The following is an 18784-nucleotide window of genomic DNA, read 5'->3' on the forward strand; positions in this document are numbered from 1 at the left end:
AGACGGGTTATGACAAAGTGTTTTGTCAAAAAAACGCGATTTATCTCTCAGGGCGCGTTTTCTTCCGGGGCGGGGATGGCTTCCGGTTTTTTGACGGCAAAGCGCGCCCAGCGGTACTCGTACTGGTTCAGGGGAATAACCACCAGCAGGGTGGTGTCCATGCCTGTGCTTTTGATGGTGAGCCAGTCGTTTGTGCGGTAGAGGGTGCGGAAGGTGAAATGGCTGCGGGCGATGACGCCATCCTGGCTGCCGTGGGTGTCATCCATTTGCATGACCCCTTCCACGCAGCGGTAGTGGCCTTTGGCGCGGTCGATCTTTTTTTGCGCATCCAGTCCTTCGCCTTTCATGCGCATGAGAAAGGCGGTGCCCTTGTCACGGGTAAGGGTGATGGTATCGGCTTTCTCAAGCACACCGGTGGTAAAGGCGCCTTTTCGGCTTTTTTCGGGGATGAGCAGCGTGGTGAGGTATACCGGCGAGCCATCGGGGTATTCGCCCTGATTGGCATACATCCCCGCAATGGAAGCGCAATCATCGGTGGTGTCGTGCTTTTCGATGGCTTCCCAGCCGGATGGCAGCCCCTGGTATGAGACGCAGCCGCCCAGCAAGAGGACAAGGGCCGGGACAAGGAGCCGCCGCATGATGCTACGCCACTATCCTGTCCGCCGCCGGGATACCCCGCAAGGCGTAATTGGTCGCGTCAGTGATATAGATATCGGCAAAGTCGCCGATTGCCACAGGCGAGGTGTCCTTTACCGTGATATGGACCACCCGGTTGCTGCCGGTCTTTCCCTGGAACTGGCCGGGGTTCTTTTGCGAGCGACCCTCAATCAATACGCGCTGCGTGGTATCGACCAGCGCCGCATTGTAGCGGCGGGTGTGTTCATCAATCTTGGCCTGGAGGCGTTGCAGGCGTTCTTTCCTGACATCCAGCGGGATATCCATCGGTAGGGCGGCTGCCGGGGTGCCAGGGCGCGGGCTGTAAAGGAAGCTGAAGCTGTTGTCAAAGCCGATTTCGTCAATAAAGCGCATCATGGCCTCAAAATCGGCATCGGTTTCGCCGGGAAAGCCGACGATAAAGTCGCTGGAGACCAGCAGGTCAGGCCGGATGGCTTTCAGGCGACGGATGATGGACTTGTATTCCAGCGTGGTATAGCCGCGCTTCATGGCTGCCAGTATCCTGTCCGAGCCGTGCTGGGCAGGCAGGTAGAGGTGGCTTACCAGCTTGGGCACGCGCGAATAGGCTTCAATGAGCCGGTGTGAAAATTCGGTGGGATGGCTCGTGACAAAGCGGATACGCTCAATGCCGGGTATGTCGGCGATATATTCGACCAATAGCGCAAAGTCAGCCTTTTCGCCGCCATCCATTATGCCGCGCCAGGCATTCACATTCTGTCCGAGCAGCAGGATTTCTTTCACGCCCTGGTCAGCCAGCCCGGCGATTTCGACCAGGATATCTTCCAGCGGGCGCGAGATTTCCTTGCCGCGCGTGTACGGCACGATGCAATAGCTGCAAAAGTGGCTGCAGCCTTCCATGATGGTAACGGAGGCAACCGGCACCTCCACTTTTGCCGGGGGAAGGTGGTCAAATTTTTCGATTTCGGGAAAGGAGATATCCACCTGTGGAGAGCCGGTGCGCTCATACGCCTTGATCATGGCGGGCAGGCGGTGAAAGGTTTGCGGGCCGAACACCAGATTGACATACGGCGCACGGCGGATGATGGTCTCGCCTTCCTGCGAGGCCACACAGCCCGATACCCCGATCAGGAGGCCTGGCCTGGCGTTTTTGAGTTTGCGGATGCGGCCCAGATCGGAAAAGACCTTTTCCTGCGCCTTTTCACGCACCGAGCAGGTGTTCAGAAGGATCAGGTCGGCGTCTTCCGGTGATTCCGCGCGGGCATAGCCGCTTTCGGCCTCCAGGAGATCAAGCATCCGGGCGGAGTCGTATTCATTCATCTGGCAGCCGAAGGTGCGGATAAAGACTTTCTTTTGCATGGGTCTGGTCGGGTGTGTGTTTTTGCGTGCAGAAAATACCGAAAGGGGAAGTGTATGCGCTTTTTGCCCGGGAGGCAAAACAGGGTCTTTTTGCCGCCTTCCTGCAGACCCGGCGAAGTGACGCTACAATGGGTTTCAGGCGGTTTTTTCTTTCTGTGCGGAAATGCTGTATTTGGGGGAAAATCCCGCTGAACTGCCTTCGCAAAATTGCTACAAAGCAATAAAATTAGTACCAAAGTACAATATATCCCGCTCATAAATTTGGATATATTCTGTGGTATCAGAAAAAGTGCGTGCATAAACCGTGCATTTTCGCAAAACAGTTTTTATGGCCTGTGGCCCGTTACGACAAGCCGATAGAAGGAACGGCAGGGGCGGCAGGAAACGAACAACTAATAAACAGTCTTATATATAGAGGAAGAACAAAATGGCCACACCAAGCATGCAATCCGGCAGAGTGGTAGGAACCGTCAAGGGCGTCGACGGGGTCGTCACAGCGATCAACGAGCGCGGCGTTATCCGGACCCTCAAGCCCGGAGACAAAGTATATGCGGGCGAGACCATCCAGACAGCCGATGGCGCAAACGCCCATATCGATTTTTCAAGAGGCGGCTTTGCCACCCTGGGCGCAGGCCAGAGCCTGCCGATGGACGGTGTGGTGCTCTCCCAGGCAGCTGAGGCCTCCAAGCCACAGGCCGGGCAGACCCAGGCGCCAGGCGCAACAGATGGGGATATCGAGAAGCTCCAGCAGCAGATCGAAGAAGCCATTGCCAAGGGCGAAGACCCGACAGCGCTGATGGAAGCAGCGGCAGCAGGTCCGGGTGCAGGCGGCACAGGCGGTGCCGAAGAAGGCGGCAGCTTTGTGGTGGTAGAGCAGCTTGCCGCACGCGGCAACGTGACCCCGGGTTTTGATACCGGCACCTTCGGCTATGAATTCCGGAGTCCGGAAGAGTATGACGGCCGTGAAACGCCGGGTGGTGATTTTGATTTCGAAATTCGCACCGAGCTGGGTGATGGTACTTTTGTCGGCTATGTCTTTGAGGATGGTCAGCCGTATCGTAACCAGGCCGACAGCCAGAATGCGGAACGGGGTGATCGCAGCCTGCATGCGGGCCAGATCCTGTTCAATTTTGAGGGGAGAGGCACCACGGTAGTGGATAAGGTGCATCTGAGTGGTTTTGAGCCGGGCACCAAGCTGTATATTGGCGATCCGGCACAGGGCGGGATGGAAGTCGCCGCAGATGCCAATGGTGTTTTCCATTTTGATCAGAGCGATTTTAATGGTGCAGGCGTTTATCTTGTTCCGCCGCTGGACAGTGATGTTGACATGATGATTAATGTGGTTGTTGATATCAGTGTCAATGGTGGCGGCACCGGTCAATTGACCGGCAGTTTCCCGATCGTGGTGGATGCCGTGGCAGACCGTCCGGAAGATGTGAAAGGCGATGCCGATAACAGTATGATTACCGGTCATATTGTTATCGATGGCGCTGGTGCAACAGAAAAGCTGGCAGACGGCTGGGCCAAGACCGACATCGAAAAGAAAGGGACCAATGTGACAGATGCCAACGTCAAGGCAACGGCAAATGTCTCGATCAGTGCGACCTTCTTTGACGTGGATCCAACGCATACGGATACCTCGCAGGCGCATTCGCTTTATATTGAAGTGCCAGCTGACGGCAAGGGCGAACTGGGTTACATGGACAACGGCAGTTTCAAGGCTTTTGATACCATTGAAATCGGCGGCAAGACGTACTATGTGATTCCGCCTGATCAGGTGACCTGGGGCGATTACGGCGCAGTGGAAGGCGGTAGTGCATCCGCGCAAGTGGATTGTGTATACCAGGCAACGGGTGATTCTGCGGATCTTGGAAAAGATATCAATCTTGACCTCAATATCATGGCCAAGGCAGAAGAAACGCCGACTGATCAGGATCCGAACACTGACAACAATGTTTCCTGGAACGAAAGCAATGCGGCAGGTGATGTGAAGATCACTGTCGACTCTGTTGATTCCACGCTTACCATCAAGGCAGGCTGGGCGTCAGAGGATAATGATGACAGCAAGCACAAGACTGGCTCATATGATCCGGATTATGCCCAGGTCAAGGGTGACGTTGATGAAAACGGTGAGCGCGGCAATGCCGGTGTGGATGCCGATTCCACCAAGGATGCCGACGGTGCGCCGATCTCGCTGGAAATTTCCGGCAGCAACAACCAGGGCGTAACAGAAAACATTACCGAGGTGAAATTCACTTTCCCGGCTGGTGAGTTGCTGTCGGACGGCAGTGTCGTTACTAACGGGCAGACATTCCCGGTAGGCGGCAATACCTACCTGGTTGAAATCAGCGGCAACGACGTGACGATCACGCTGCAAAGCGGTTCTGATCCCTGGACCAGCCTGGATGACCTGAACCTGACTTTCAAGCCGGGAGCCGTACAAAGCGATGCGGATCTGTCCTTCTCCTACGAGGTAACCGTCGAATCCAGCGCAGGTGCTGAAGCCGTGTATACCGGCTCTTCGACCATCGTGGTCGATGCTGTGGCGGACATGGCGACCAATGTGTCTGCCGGTGCGGATTATAACGGCGGCAGTGCGGCGGCGGCAGGTGAGACCATCGCTATCGTGGCTGGTGTTACCTTCAACGATCTGGGCGCAGGCGAGCATAAGTATGTGGTGCTGAATATCTCCAAAGCACTGGAAAACGGCTGGACGGTTGACAGCGGCGTTGATGTGCTGAGCAAAAATGAGATCAATGCCATCTTCAAGTCGGAGGGTGGCGCCAATCTGCCGGTAGACAATGTTCTCAGCCCGACCAGCGGTGACGCGGATGCGGGTGAGTATATCCTGCTGGAGGTTGTCAGTGATGGCCACGGCGGCTGGCAGGTGGTCGATGTTAACGGTGATCCTGTTCCTGGCGCCAAGGTTACCGAGAATAATGGCCACTTCGAGGTCGAAATGCCGATTACCGCACCAGCGACTGGCGGCGATGTGGCAGACTCGACAGTCTGGGTCAAGCCTGTGACCGTGGTGGATCAGGATTCGCTCGGTGGCGAAGAGTATGACTATGGCAACAATATTTCGGTCGGTAATGCGCCAAATATTGGCCTGTCTGTGAGTGGTGTCCACTCCGGCATCAGTATCGGCACCTCGGCTGTCTACGAAGGCAACCAGCCGGACAAGAATATGGGGAACAATGCGACCGCACCGGGCGGCAAGATTACGCTGACGCTCGTGGAAGAGGGTGGTGTGAGCAATACCAATCCGGATGCCCTCAAAGCGATTGTCTTCCAGTATGACGATACGCACGGCAAGGTCAGCCTCAACGGGGTGGATATGCCGAGCGGCTGCGGTATTCTCTTTACCTACCATACCGATACGAGTGGCAAGGTTATCTATACCCAGGCACAGATTGTTGATGCGGCAGGTAACGTACTGGGTACGGTCAATGTGCCCGGCCAGAGCCTGGGTGATATCACGGGCAGCCTGAAATACACGCCGACAACAGGCGATGTCAGCGACGTTGATGTAGACATCGATTATGTTGCCCAGATTGTGGACCCGGATTCCGGCGCAAGCAAGATCATCAGTTCGGATGGCGGCAATACCTGGGATGATCTCAAGGGAAGCAACCATACAGCTGACCAGATGGCGGATTATGAAACCAATAACCAGGGCAAGACCACGCATGACAATGGCGGCAATACTGCCACGGTGGTGGTGGATGCCGTGGCTGACAAGCCGGGTGTGGGTGGAAACAATGCGGTGGATTATGGCAAGAACGAAAACAATGTCGACAACACCGCTGCCGGCAATGGCGACAAGGTCAAGATCACGACGACCGAAGTGACCTTCAAGGATTATGAAGACAACTCGGAAAACCATTACCTGCTGATCGGCAACAAGGGCGTGACCCTTGGTGATGGCACCACCGGCTACGCCACCCTGCCTGACCAGACCATCAAGCTGACCAACGGCAATGGCCAAGAGATGCTCATCAAGATTGTTGACGGCGAAATTGTTGAAATTGACGGTGCAGCCGTTTCGCCGACGATTCCGGTGAATATCGGCGCGATTACCGACGCCAATGCAACCGGGGTGGCCGGCAATGAGTTTATCAAGATCCCGGTTCCGAATGATTTCCTTGAAGACGGTAATGGCAAGGTAACAGCCGAGGTTGAGCTTCAGTTGCCTGAGGGTATCGAAAAAGACCAGAACCTGCAGATCAAGGTTGGCGGCATGGCCGAGGAAACTGAAACCAACATCCCTGATAACGAGGTCAGGGATGACAACAATACCTCCTATACCTTCAAGGATGGGACGATCACGGTCAATGTTTCCAACGACATCACCAGCCACAAAACAGCTGGCTATGAAGATGGCTGGAGTAACCAGAATACGGTTGATCATTCCGGTGATCCGCATGGCCCCAATAATGCTGTTATTACGATCAGCTCCAACACGAGCGACCATATCCACGGCACGAAGACCGGCGAGACCCGTGACAAGCCGATTATCATGGAATTTGAATTCAAGGGTGGTGACGGCAAGCTGGGGGCGTTTACCTACAACGGTCACACTTATGAGTTGGGTGATGGCTATCTGGAGAAGACGGGCGATGGCAGCTACAAGTTGACGATCCCGGCAGATCACCTGCCTGCGCAGACGGGCAATGGTGTCGATCAGGCGAAGATCACCTACAAGCCGGTGGCGAACGACGATACCGACCTGACCAATGTCAAGGTGACAATGGATACGCATGCCGATACTTCTACGGATTCGGCTACGCAGACAGTGGATGTCGGCACGGTTGTTATTGATGCGGTGGCGGATCTGCCGGTCAGTAACGTAAAGGATACGGCCAGCTATCACGGCAATGACGCCGCGAAGATCGGCAGCGAATTTACCATCACGGTCAAGGATGTGCAGTTCCAGGACTACAAGGATGGCAGTGAATCACATTTCCTGCTGATCCAGAAATCCGGTATCAAGGGTACCTATGATGGTGGCGGCAATACACCAAATGTGTCGCTGGACACGCTCGGTGACCAGACGATCACGGTCAAGGGCGCGGGCAGAATCAACCAGACCATTACTATTGTCAATGGCGAGATGACGATTACGGTTGATGGCATCAGTGGCGCCTTCACGGTTGATAACCTGCCCAATGGCTGGACGGTAGCCGACTGGAATGCGGCCCAGAGTGCGCTTGTCAACGGCACCGGTTCCAAAGTGCCTTCGGGCGGGGATTACTTCAAGATCCCTGTCTTGAATGAGTTCCTTGACAAGGTAGGCGGCAAGGTTGTTGATGCTGAGGTTGAAGTGAAGCTGCCGGATGGCACCACGCTCGACAAGGATGCCGACCTGACTATCAAGACCGGTGCAATGGCCGATGACAAGGCGACCGATTCGGAAGCCAATACGGGCAACAACCAAGCGTACCAGACTGACGATACCAAGGTGGAAGTCGGTGTGGTCACATCTGATCCGGGTGTGAAGATTGTCGGTGGTGTCATTTCTGAAAACCTGACGCCGAATGCAAATACCGGCAACTTTACGCCGGATACGGATGGTGGCGCCAAGATTATTGTCAGCGGCGTTCACGATGGCGAAACTGCAACAGTCAAGCTGACTTTTGACCTGATGAACGGCGAGGATATTCCGAAGTCCGTCAATCCGGGCGACCAGATGCGGGTTGAGTATGATGGTAAATCCTATGTAGCCACGCAGAATCCGGATGGTACCTGGAGTGTGGAAATTCCGGTCAAGGGGCTTGCCGATGGCGGCGAGCAGACGCTTGTCTTCAAGCCGGGCTATAACTTCAACAGTGACGATATCGATGTCAAATACGACATCACGGTCAAGGATAATGATTCCGGCGCCGAGAAGACCTGGCAGAACAGCAATGACCAGGGTACGGGCTACCAGGATAACGACCTGGGCATCATCGTGGATGCGGTGGCACAGCAACCGGACGTGGCTGATGTGGCCATCAAGGATCTGGCGGCAAACGGTTTTGTGGAATACGGGCAGGATGTGGTTGTCAAGGCGCACATCACCTTCCAGGATGCGACCGATGGTTCGGAGTTGCACTATGTGATGGTGGAAGCCAATCTTCTGGGTATCAAGCCGGAATTTGTCACGATTTGGGATGAGAACGGCAACAGGATCACTATCCCGATCACGGACGACATGTACCAGCAGTATGGCGGTAAATCGTGGTTCAAGGTGCCGGTGCCAGGGGATTACGTGGTTGACAAGGATGGCGACGGCAAGGCCGAGCTGGATGTTGAGGTGACTTTCAAGACCGATGGCAGCTCACAGAATGGTACGATCCATATCGGCGGCATGGCTGTCGAGGATTCCAATGTCTTTGACAACGAGACCAACCAGGAAACCAATATCAAGAACAATATTGGTTTCGATCAGGGTACGGCGGTAGACGTCAAATTCAGCCAGATCGGCGGTGTCGGTATCAGTGGCAAGCCGCTGTATGAAAACGATATGCCCAAGACCCATCTTGGTGATGATCAAAGCCCGACCGGCTATGACCAGACCAGGGCTGGCGGCGCTCAGATTTCGCTGAGCGAGAATGGCAATGCCGACATTACGAAGGCTGAGTTTACCTTTGACAGCAAGGAAGGCACGCTCATGTTTGATGGCGAGCCTGTGATTGTCTGGGATAATGGCAAGCCTGTCGTGAATCCGGCACTGGACGTGGATGGCATGGAAGTCAAGGTAGATGCCAACGGCAAGGTAACGGTAACCTTTGAAAATACCGATACCAATCCGGGTCTGACAGACCAGCTTTTGGGCGGCAACTCGGATCTTACCTATGTGCCGAACCACAATTACAGCGACAAGGATGTCAACCTGGATTACAAGGTGGACTATGTCAATCCGGATACGGGTGCGCCAGGCTCAACGGGTGACCAGAAGCTGCCGCTTGTTGTGGATGCGGTGGCCCAGAAGCCGGCTGATGTTGATAATGATGTAGACCATATCGATGTTACTGGCTCTGATGCGGCTACCCCGAATCAGAAGACTGTCGAGGCAGAGATGATGGTGACGGTCGACTTCGGCAATCCGTTTGATGCGGACAAGTCTGAAGGGCATTATGTACTTGTGGAAGTCATTGCCAACATGACCGTGAAAGGCGCAGATATTTACATGCTCAACGGCAAGGAATACTGGCGCGTTCCGGTGGATGTGGATGATATTGGCGCTGACGGGAAATGCACGGTGACTGTTGAGGTCGAGTTTGTTGGTGATCATGATCTCCTGCATGCCCTTAGCGGATCGAATGCCTATGATTCCGGCATGGAAGTGGGCGCGCTTGCCCTGGAGCAGGATGACAATGGCCAGATTTTCACCGGTGAGGCTGGCAATAAAGAGCTTGATATCAACAATAACGCCGCTTATACCTCTGGTGGTGAAGTGGACATCGAATACAACTGGACACATGGCGGCACGCATTACGATCTGCATGTGGAGCCAGTGTATGAGAATGACACGCCCAATGCCCATCTGGCATATCGCCCGGCCGAAAGCCTGCGCGATGCTGACGGCAACTACTACAAGGATGCTGATGGTTACCTGACCGACAAGGATGGCAACAAGGTCAACCCGGATGGTTCGCCGTACATCGGTAATGATGGCTGGCTGATCGCACGGGATGGCTCGCTGGTTGACGACGCGGGTTATCTGGTTGACATGAATGGCGACCGTATCCTGGCTGATGCCAGCGATCCAAATTCCGGCTACCCGGCAGAAGCCGGCGGTGGTGCGATCACCATTGGCGGCATCGGCAACCATGGTATAGAAGGCTCTTTCACCTTTACGCTTGAAGAAGGTGAAGGCTATATCAAGCTGAGCGATGGTACCCTGCTGGAAATCGGCAACGGCACTACAGTTACCATAACCAAGGAACAGTACGATGAGGGTGTCAGCTTTGTTCCGGGCGTCAATTTTGATGATACGGATGTCAAGCTGAAGGTGGAAGGCTTCAAGAGCAACGATGGCAGTGGTACGTCAATTGACAGTGATACCACCCAGGTGATCGTGGATGCGGTGGCCCAGAAGCCGATGGATATGGACAGCTCGGTTTCCTACAAGGAAGCCGGTGCGAATCCGGGTGACCCGGAGCCTTCTGCCATGGGCAGCAAGGATGGTCACGGCAACGAGGGCTCGGTGAAGGTTGTTCTTTCCGGTGAGTTTGCCGATTCCGATGGTTCCGAGAAACACTATGGCCTGATGGAAGTGACAGGGCAGTATACGCCTGACGGCAGCTATCCCATCGTCCAGGGACCGGATGGCAAGTACTACTACCAGGTCGAGTTGAAAGACGAGGATGGAGACGGCAAGTGGACGGCTGAAGTCACTGTCAAGGTGAACGAGGACGCCATGAGCGGCGAGTACAGCGAGATCAGTATTGGCACCGGTCTTTTGAGCAGGGAGGACAATACAGGTGGTGCTGACAATTGGGAGCTGAACACCGACAACAACCTTGCCTGGACCATTGATGGCAGTGTAGATGTTGTTTACTCCACTGTCGGCGCGACGGTAACCGGAAGTGTCAATAACACTTATGAGGGCGATGAACAGGGAGTCGGCGGTGAAATCAGTCTTGGCGTGGCGTTGGGCCAGCATGATGAACTCACCGGCTTTGAGGTCTCGTATGACAATACCAACGGGGATGTTGTCAGCGGGAATGCGGGCATTGATCTGACCGATTATCTCTCTGAGAGCGGCAGCACAACGACGATCGATATCCTGTCTTTGCTGAAGGATAAGGGTATTGATCTGGACGACTCAACTGCCATCCAGGATTTCCTGGATGATCTTGGCCTGCGTTTTGTGGCAGATGGGCATGGCAGCGAGGATGGCTCTGTTTCCTGGAATGTGGTAGTCAAAGACCAGCTTTCAGGCGACGAGAAAACCTACACCGGCTCAGACAAGGTGATTATTGATGCGGTTGCCAATGCACCGGCGGTGTCGGGCGTGGAGTATGAGTCCGAATACGGCAAGCCGGCTGCAAAAGGCGGTGAGGAGGCGACTGTCAAGGTCACGCTGGACTTTGCTGATAATGACGGCAGCGAGATACACTATGCCGTGCTGGAGCAAAGCACCAACATCACCTGCAAGACTGTCACCATCGGTGGTCAGGAATACGCTGTTGAGACCATCGTTGGCGCGGACGGCACGCTGTACTACGGTGTGAAGATCCCGGCATCTGCTGGCAACCCGGTCGATGTCATCTTCAATGTTGAAGCGAAGGATACCGGCAAGGATGTGGCTGACACGCTGAAGGTGGGCGGTATTTCGGCTGAAACCAATACCGGCCAGGGTGCTGACAAGGAACTGACGCTTGACAACAACTGGAAAGAGAATGTCAACCAGACGGTGGATGTGAAGATCGGCGCGGTTGAGACCGATGGCGCGAAACTCAAGGATACGCACCTGGTGGAAAGCACCGGCACGGCTGTTGATCTTGAGCTGACGGCAACGGATGGCGGCAGCCTGAAAGCGGTGCTGGAGGGCAACCACGAGCAGATCGTGGAAGTCAAGCACACCATCACCCAGGGCGGCCATGCGGCAGGGGATGTCGGCACTACGGTTGGCCAGCTCATTTATGACGGCAAGGTGTATGACCTGAAGATCACGAGTGTTGACGGCAAGGGTGTGGCGACTGTCTCGATCTATGATGGTGTCAATCCGGTTGACAGCATCAAGTTCCCGAACGGCTTTGACTTTGACAAGGATTACCAGATCAAGCTCGATCCGAACTACCACAACAACAATGACCTGAACATCAACACGACGGTCAAGGTTGAGGATCAGTCCGGCGCTTCGAAGGACCTGACGCTTGATGGCTCCAAGGTCACGATTGCGGCGACAGCGGATGCTGCAACTGGTGTGGCTGGTGCGGATGCCGGTGATGCGAAAGCCATTGACGGTCACAAAACCCAGGTGACGGTGGATCTGGATGCGGATTTTGCCGACGTGGATGGTTCCGAGAACCACTACTTCTACGTGAAGGTGGCAGATGGTGTCGAGGTGGTTGGCGGCACACTGGTTATCGATTCCGGAAAGCTGATTGCTGCCGGTTTCCAGCCGGGTGACAAGGTGTACATGGTTGATGTGGGCGACAAGTCAGCGCATGTGGATAAATCCATCACGCTGAATGTGCCGGGTGACGGTACGACGTCAACTGACATCACGGTGGTCGGTGTTTCCGAAGAGAGAAGCGGATATGGCGATGGCGGCACGCAGTATGCCTATTCCGATCCGGCTGATGTCACGGTGGATGTTATTGCCAACCCGAACATTGATGGCGTGGTTCATGGCAACAAGGCGCCAGCGGATATTCTCGATACCGTTCGCGGTCATACGGATATTTCCGGCAAGACATTGCTGCCAAACGGCTATGTCACGGATGCCGATGGCGATGCGATCAAAATCGCCAGCGTGAAAGCGCCTTCCGGCCTTGCGGCTGATGTAACGGGTAATGCCACTGACGGATGGACGGTCAAGGGTACCTATGGCGAGTGGACGGTGAAAGCGGATGGTTCATACACTTACGAGCTGTATGACCAGTACAAGAACACCGCGCCACCGACCACAGGGGAAGAGACGCTGACCATTACCGTCACGGATGGCAAGGGTTGGACTTCAGCTGAGTTGGAAAGCAAGCTGACGCTTGGGCCGGAGCCGAACCAGGCACCAGTGGCAAACGATGCGGTGATTGACAAGGAGATTGCCAGGATTATCGAGGGCTCTTTCTCCTTCAATGATGCAAACCGCGATCTGGTGAGCCTGGCGTCTGTCGTCGGTGTTGCCGCCGGTTCATGGAATCACGATAATTCCATCTACACGGTTGAGGGTATATACGGTACGCTGCTTGTGAAGGGTACGCCGGATCAGAACGGTACAATCACGACCTACGAGTATGAGTACCATGTGAATGAAGCCGGCCTGGCTGCAGGTGTCACTGACAGCTTCACCTTCAACGGTGCGGATGACTTTGGCGGCAATACCCAAAACGGTCATCTGGATATCACGCTTTCCGCCATTGACTATGAGTTGGGTAGTGGCACGTATCACGATGGTTCTGGCGAATTCGGCTGGAATGCCGGTGCGAATATCCATGGCGACATGGACAGCGGCCAGATCATTGCCGGCACCGGCCACGACAAGATTGTTGTGGATGGTGACAGCAACGAGATCCATGCTGGCGCCGGTGATGACAGCATTACGGTTGAGGGTGACCATAACCAGATATATGGTGATGCCGGAGACGACACGATCCATGTGAAAGGTGACGAAAATCGGGTCTATGGGGGTGCCGGTGATGACATCATCAATATCAGTGGCTCTGACAACATCGTGTTTGGCGGTGCTGGTGATGACACCATTAACCTGCTTGCCGGTCATGGACAGACCACGGTCAGCTATGCCAAGGGTGATCTTGCCGATGTGACTCAGGGTGATACGATCAGCGGCTTCAAGGTCAGCGATGATGGTACCGGGGATATTCTCGATGTCAAGGATCTGCTCTCTGAGGCCGGATTGGGTAACAACTCGGCAAGCCTCCTGGATGGTGGTTACCTGAAGTTTGATTCCATTACGCAGGATGCGAATGGCAAAACCACGGTAACCCTCAGCATTGATGTGGATGGCAGCAGTGGTACAGGAGACGCTGTCCATCTGGCCACGATCGTGATGGATGGTGTCGGGGCATTGTCTGGTGACCTGAGCTCCCAGGCACAGAACCTCTTTGACCAGCTGATCCAGAACGACCAGATCAAGTTCTGATCGAATGGGCAACACTGAAAGGCCGGAGGAAGGAATATTTTCCTGCGGCTTTTCAGGTTCACTTCATTAACCGGTTTTTTCTTTGTTTTACAGCCTCACCCCCATCCGGGTGGGGCTGTTTTCTTTTTTAGGGCAGGTTTTCGTTTGCTTCACCTGCGGCTTACGAAAACGTTACGCGAGGGGGGGAAATGAAGTCGTGGATGGCGTGCTTTCCTGTGGGGATGTCAGACATGATTTTTTGAATGTTTCCTCAAGTAAATATTGACATACGGAAACACCTGTGGGATTATTGCCGCATGGAAATAATTTTCCCGTATTGTTGTTGCAGCCGGCAATACAGGATGTTTTGAAAAGGTTTATCCCCTGAATGGACTGAAAGGCTGCGGAAATGTTTTTCCGTGGTCTTTCAGCACCCACTTTCAGATGATGTTATGGATTCTATTTTCCTTTTCCGGATGGTTCGCTCATTTGTACAGGTGTTGAAAAGGCCGGTGTTTTGCGGTTTTTTCGCGGAACCTGTGTCTGGTTTGACGGATAGATGATGCCGGTTGTGTGTTTTTTGGTATGCTGTCTGCAGGGACAGTGGGCATGGCCTTTTTTTCAGGGGGTGTCATGGACAGGATGAAACGTTTTTTTGACGCAGGATGGATGGGGCGCTGTCTCTGCGTGCTTTTTCTGGCCGGATGTCTTGTGCAGGCAACGGCAGGCGCTGCCTGTACGGAGGAGATGGCGGAAAAGCTGGTGAAGCAGAATCTGAATATGCGTTTGCGTTTTTTGAAAGGTGAGAAGCGCATGCCGGTGTATGAGGCAGCCGCAGCGGAGCAATCGGCGCAAATCGGGCAGATGATCGCGGCAAAGGACTGGGATGGTGTTTGCAAGGGGGTTTTTGGCGTGATTGCGATTGCAGATGATGTGCTGGCAGGCGGGGATGGGAAGACGGCGCCCCTGAAAAATCCCTGGGATAAGTGTACGCCGGAAAAAATGCTGTCGCTGGCAGCGGAGTATGACTTGATCTGCCTGCCAAATCGCCGGATTGAAAACTGTGCGCGGCGCGAGCTGACACCATTGCGGCGCGAGCTGATCAATCTGAAAGCGCAGGCTGGCTCGGGTGATGTGATGGCGGCGCGGTATGTGAACCGGACCTGTGAGCTGTATACGGAGCTGTTGAAGATTATCAATGAATAGGGCAGGCGGGATGAAACGCATTTTCCGGATGGTGTTGCTTGCTGCGGGCATGATTTTCCCGCTGCTTTCTCAGGCGGCCTGTACGCAGGCAGACCTGGATGATAAGCTTTACCCGGCTTTGCAGTATCGCCTGCGCTGCCTTGACGGACTTGGCAGGCTGGATGTTTTCCGCTCGGCGGCCACCCCGCACTCCCAGCGGATTTCGGAGGCGCGGATCGGGCAGGCCAGCCCGAAGCAGGCGGTGGCGGTGATCTGCGGGGAAACCCGGGCGCTGATCGCGATTGCAGATGATGTGTTAACAGGTGGCGACGGAACGTCTGACGTGAAAAAGTCTCCCTGGCAGGGGGTGACGCCGGATGATGTGCTGAAAAGGCGCAACGAGGTGATGCAGCGTTGCAAGGGGCAACTGGGGTGCTACCAGCAGGCGATGGCAGACTATGAGAAGGAGATCGGCGTGCTGGATGGCCGCGCGAGGATGGGCCGTATTTCGGCGGTAGAGTATATCGAGCAGATGTATGCGCTTTTCGGGCGGGTGCTTCAGGCGATGAAGGCTAAGTCATAGGGCGAAACCCGGTCTGGTTTGTGAGCCATGTCCATTGCGGGCATGGTTTTTTTCTTTTGGGCCAGTTGATGCTGTTTATGCGGCTTTCCTCGTGTTTTGTGGTTTGGGCTTCGCCAAATCGCAGTATCATGAAAAGGCGCGGTATGTGTTTTTGTTTTCGGAAAGGAGTCGTGGTGCAGGCGAAGGGATGGTTTTTGCGGGGGCTGGCAGCGGGACTGTGCTTTTTTGGTATGGTGGCAGTCGGGGGTGTTTTTGCGGATGTGGTTTCAGGCAGGGATGCGAAAGCGGAACGGGAGTTGGCCGAGCTGTATGGCGAGACGGTGGGTGACTGGAAGGGGCGTGAGTCTGCCCCGCCGACAAAGGCGGCAAGCGCTCCTGTGACGCGCAAGAAGGCCGTGGCAGGGACTGCCCTGCCTGCGGGGCCGGATAAGGCTGTGAAGGCGGTGCAGATGCAGTCTGTGACGCCGGTAAAGCCCCAGGCAACGGCAAAGACCGAAAAGCAGGCGGTGTCTCCTGCTGTGACCCCGGAAAGGGTGCCACAGACCATCGAGATGCAGCCGGGTGAAGCGGTGACATCTATTGCCGCTGTGCCTTCACGCCTGCCGTCTGCGACACGCCCTGCTACAGGGGCGTCTGAGGGCACGGGGAAAAGGCAGGCAGGCACCGGCAAGGAGTCGCGGATCGGCCATGTGGTGATCGGCCCGGATGGCAAGGTGGATGATGTGAAAACGGTTGCGGCCCTGAAAAAGGCGGCGAAGAAGGGGGAGGCGAGTGCGCAGTTTAATCTGGGGCTGGCTTATGAGCATGGCTGGGGGGTGAAGGAAGACTTGAAGCAGGCAGCCCAGTGGTATGCAAAAGCGTCGCAGCAGGGACATGCCGCCGCGCAGCTTAATTTGGGCCTGATGTTTTACCAGGGGCGCGGGGTCGGGCAGGACATGAAGCTGGGGGTTGTGCATTTTGAGAAATCGGCCAGCCAGGGCAATGCGATTGCACAATTCAACCTGGGCAATGTTTACCTGAAGGGGCAGGGCGTCACGGCGAGTGAGTCGATTGCGGCGGCGTGGTTCAGGAAGTCTGCCGAGCAGGGGTATGTGGTGGCGCAGTATATGCTGGGCAAGCTGTATGTGGATGGTGAGGGGGTCGCGCAGGATGTGCCGGAAGCGGTGAGGTGGTATGAGCGCGCGGCATCGCAGGGGCTCAAGGAAGCGCAGGCGGCGATGGGGCTGGCGTATGAGAAGGGCTATGGCGTCAGGCAAAATCGCGACGAAGCGCTGCGCTGGTATGGCCTGGCAGCGGCACAGGGCCACCAGGGCGCGGCAGCCCGCATGAATGCGATGCGGGGGCTGTAGGCGCTGTTTGTTCTCAGCCACACCGGGAAGCGGCCTGAAGGGGCCGCTTTTTTTATGAAAGGCGGGTGGTTTGTTGGCGGGGGTACCAAACGTTGTGCGGCGGGCCGATGGGTGTCCGTTCGCTTCGCCGGTGGCTCAGCAAACGCTACAGGAGGGTGCGGGGTGTTTTTAATGGCGGCGCATGGAATCCAGAAGGGTGAGGATGAGGTTGCGGTTGATCTGGTTGGCCTGGGCGATCATGGCGGTGGTTGCCTGCATGAGGAGGGACGCCTTGGCCAGTGCCGCAGTCTCTGCGGCGTAATCGGCATCTTCTATGCGGCTTTTGGCGTTTGAGAGGTTTTCTGCCGAGATGGCGAGGTTGTCGATGATGTAGCCGAAGCGGTTTTGCATGGCGCCGTAGCGGGAGCGCTCACGGTTGACGGTGGTGAGGGCGGAGTCAATGATACTGATGGCGAGCTGGGCGCCGTCAAATGAGGTGACGTCGATGGCGGAGACGGAGTGCAGGCGGGCAACTGCTGTGCTGCCGCCATTGCTCATGAGCCCTGAGTTGTCAGTGACAATAAAGCCGTAGGGTGAGTCGTAGGTGATGGCACCATTGGCTACGCCGGTTTGGCTGTTGGCAAGGGTGGTGGCGGCACCGGGTTTACTGTCAGGGCCGTAGTTGCTCATGGTGATGGCGGCGGTGTCAGAGGTGTTGGTGTTGGTGATGGTGATGTCGCTGCCTTTGTTGTGCGTTAAGCGTATGCCGCCGTTTTGCCGGTCGGCCTGGGCGGTAACGCCTGTCTTGCCTGCCTGGGCATTGATGGCATTGACGGCTGCGGCGAGGTCGTCAGTTGCATTGCCGGTGTTGGCGGTGGAAAAGGAGATGACGATGGCTTTGCCGTTGTCGGCTGTGAGTTCGAATGTGGTGTTTGCTCCGCTTGCCGGTATGAGGTTGACGTCAGTTTTGGCGGTGGCCGTGACACCGGTCCGAGCGCTCATGGCGTTGATGCCACTGGCAATGGCTCTGGCGCTGGCGCCGGCTGCTGCTGTGTAGGTAGCGCTGCCCTGTGAGCCGCTGATGGTAATGTCGCCTCCGGTGACATTGGAGGCAGCACCGACGCCCGGTGTGCTCTGGCTGACACGGTAAGTGCCATAGTGACGGGTGAGCATGTTGGCTGAGGCGTAGGTAAGGGTATCACCTGCATTGGGACCGACCTGGTAGGTCATGCTGCCGCAACTGCCGTCGAAGATTTTCATGCCGTTAAAGGTCAGTGTCTCCGCGCTCCGGTTGATTTCGGCGATGAGCTGGGTGACTTCTTCCTGGATAGCCTGCCTGTCCCAGATGTTGGTGGTGTTTGAGGCCTGTAGCGCAAGGACACGCACGCGCTGGAGCATATCGGCGGTCGTGCCGAGAGCGCCTTCGGCTGTCTGCGCAAAGGAAATACCGTCATTGGCATTTCGGATGGACTGGTTCATGCCATTGATCTGGGATGTCATGCGGCTGGCAATGGCAAAGCCGGCCGGGTCATCCTTTGCGCTGTTGATGCGCTTGCCGGACGACAACCGTTCCAGCGCTGTTGACGCTCTCGACTGTGCCGCGTTGAGATGCCTTTGGGCAGACATCCCCGCGATGTTGGTGAGTGTGATCGGCACGATACAAATTCCCTTTCGCCTCTCCTGTCAGGCGAATGCAAGGTTGATTCCAATTTGCTGCGTTGGTTTGCCTTGCCAGAAAATAAATAAAGCCGACCGTCACGCTTTTTTTAACGGCAAAATAAGGGGAAAGTTTAGTCGGGCTCCAGCTTGATGCTGAAGTGTTCGCATGACAAAGCTGCCGTTATGCGTTGCCTTGCGGCATTTTTTGGGTGGGATTTGGGCGGGTTGTGTGGCATCATTGGT

The 18784-nt window shown here is 55.5% G+C and carries 7 protein-coding genes; 4 read left to right on the forward strand and 3 right to left on the reverse strand.

The genetic code is table 11. The annotated features are described in order from the left end of the window. Positions 1-47: 47 nt before the first annotated feature. On the reverse strand, positions 48-638 hold the full coding sequence (locus NB640_RS10090; RefSeq protein WP_269308577.1) for a hypothetical protein: 591 nt from the start codon (positions 636-638) through the stop codon (positions 48-50). A 4-nt stretch (positions 639-642) separates the two neighbouring features. Beyond that, positions 643-1992: a tRNA (N6-isopentenyl adenosine(37)-C2)-methylthiotransferase MiaB gene (gene miaB / locus NB640_RS10095; RefSeq protein WP_269308578.1), complete on the reverse strand. Its 1350-nt coding sequence runs from the start codon at positions 1990-1992 to the stop codon at positions 643-645. Between the two features lie 427 nt (positions 1993-2419). Here miaB and NB640_RS10100 point away from each other — a divergent pair, with 427 nt between their 5' ends. From NB640_RS10100 to NB640_RS10115, 4 genes are all read left to right on the forward strand, one after another. Next, a complete protein-coding gene (locus NB640_RS10100) occupies positions 2420-13807 on the forward strand; it encodes a retention module-containing protein (RefSeq protein ID WP_269308579.1) in 11388 nt (3795 codons plus the stop codon). Positions 13808-14419: 612 nt separating this feature from the next. After that, positions 14420-14992 carry a hypothetical protein gene (locus NB640_RS10105; RefSeq protein ID WP_269308580.1) on the forward strand — a complete coding sequence of 191 codons (573 nt, stop codon included), beginning with the start codon at positions 14420-14422 and terminating at the stop codon, positions 14990-14992. Positions 14993-15002: 10 nt separating this feature from the next. Then, a complete protein-coding gene (locus NB640_RS10110; RefSeq protein ID WP_269308581.1) occupies positions 15003-15554 on the forward strand; it encodes a hypothetical protein in 552 nt (183 codons plus the stop codon). A 170-nt stretch (positions 15555-15724) separates the two neighbouring features. Next, entirely contained in the window at positions 15725-16903 is a 1179-nt protein-coding gene (locus NB640_RS10115; RefSeq protein ID WP_269308582.1) for a hypothetical protein, read from the forward strand. A gap of 168 nt (positions 16904-17071) precedes the next feature. On the opposite strand, the gene NB640_RS10120 is transcribed toward NB640_RS10115, so the two are convergent. After that, complete coding sequence (locus NB640_RS10120) at positions 17072-18538, reverse strand: flagellin N-terminal helical domain-containing protein (RefSeq protein ID WP_269308583.1); 1467 nt, start codon at positions 18536-18538, stop codon at positions 17072-17074. Between the last annotated feature and the right edge of the window lie 246 nt (positions 18539-18784).

It is taken from the genome of Oxalobacter vibrioformis (assembly GCF_027118995.1).
Lineage (GTDB): Bacteria > Pseudomonadota > Gammaproteobacteria > Burkholderiales > Burkholderiaceae_D > Oxalobacter > Oxalobacter vibrioformis.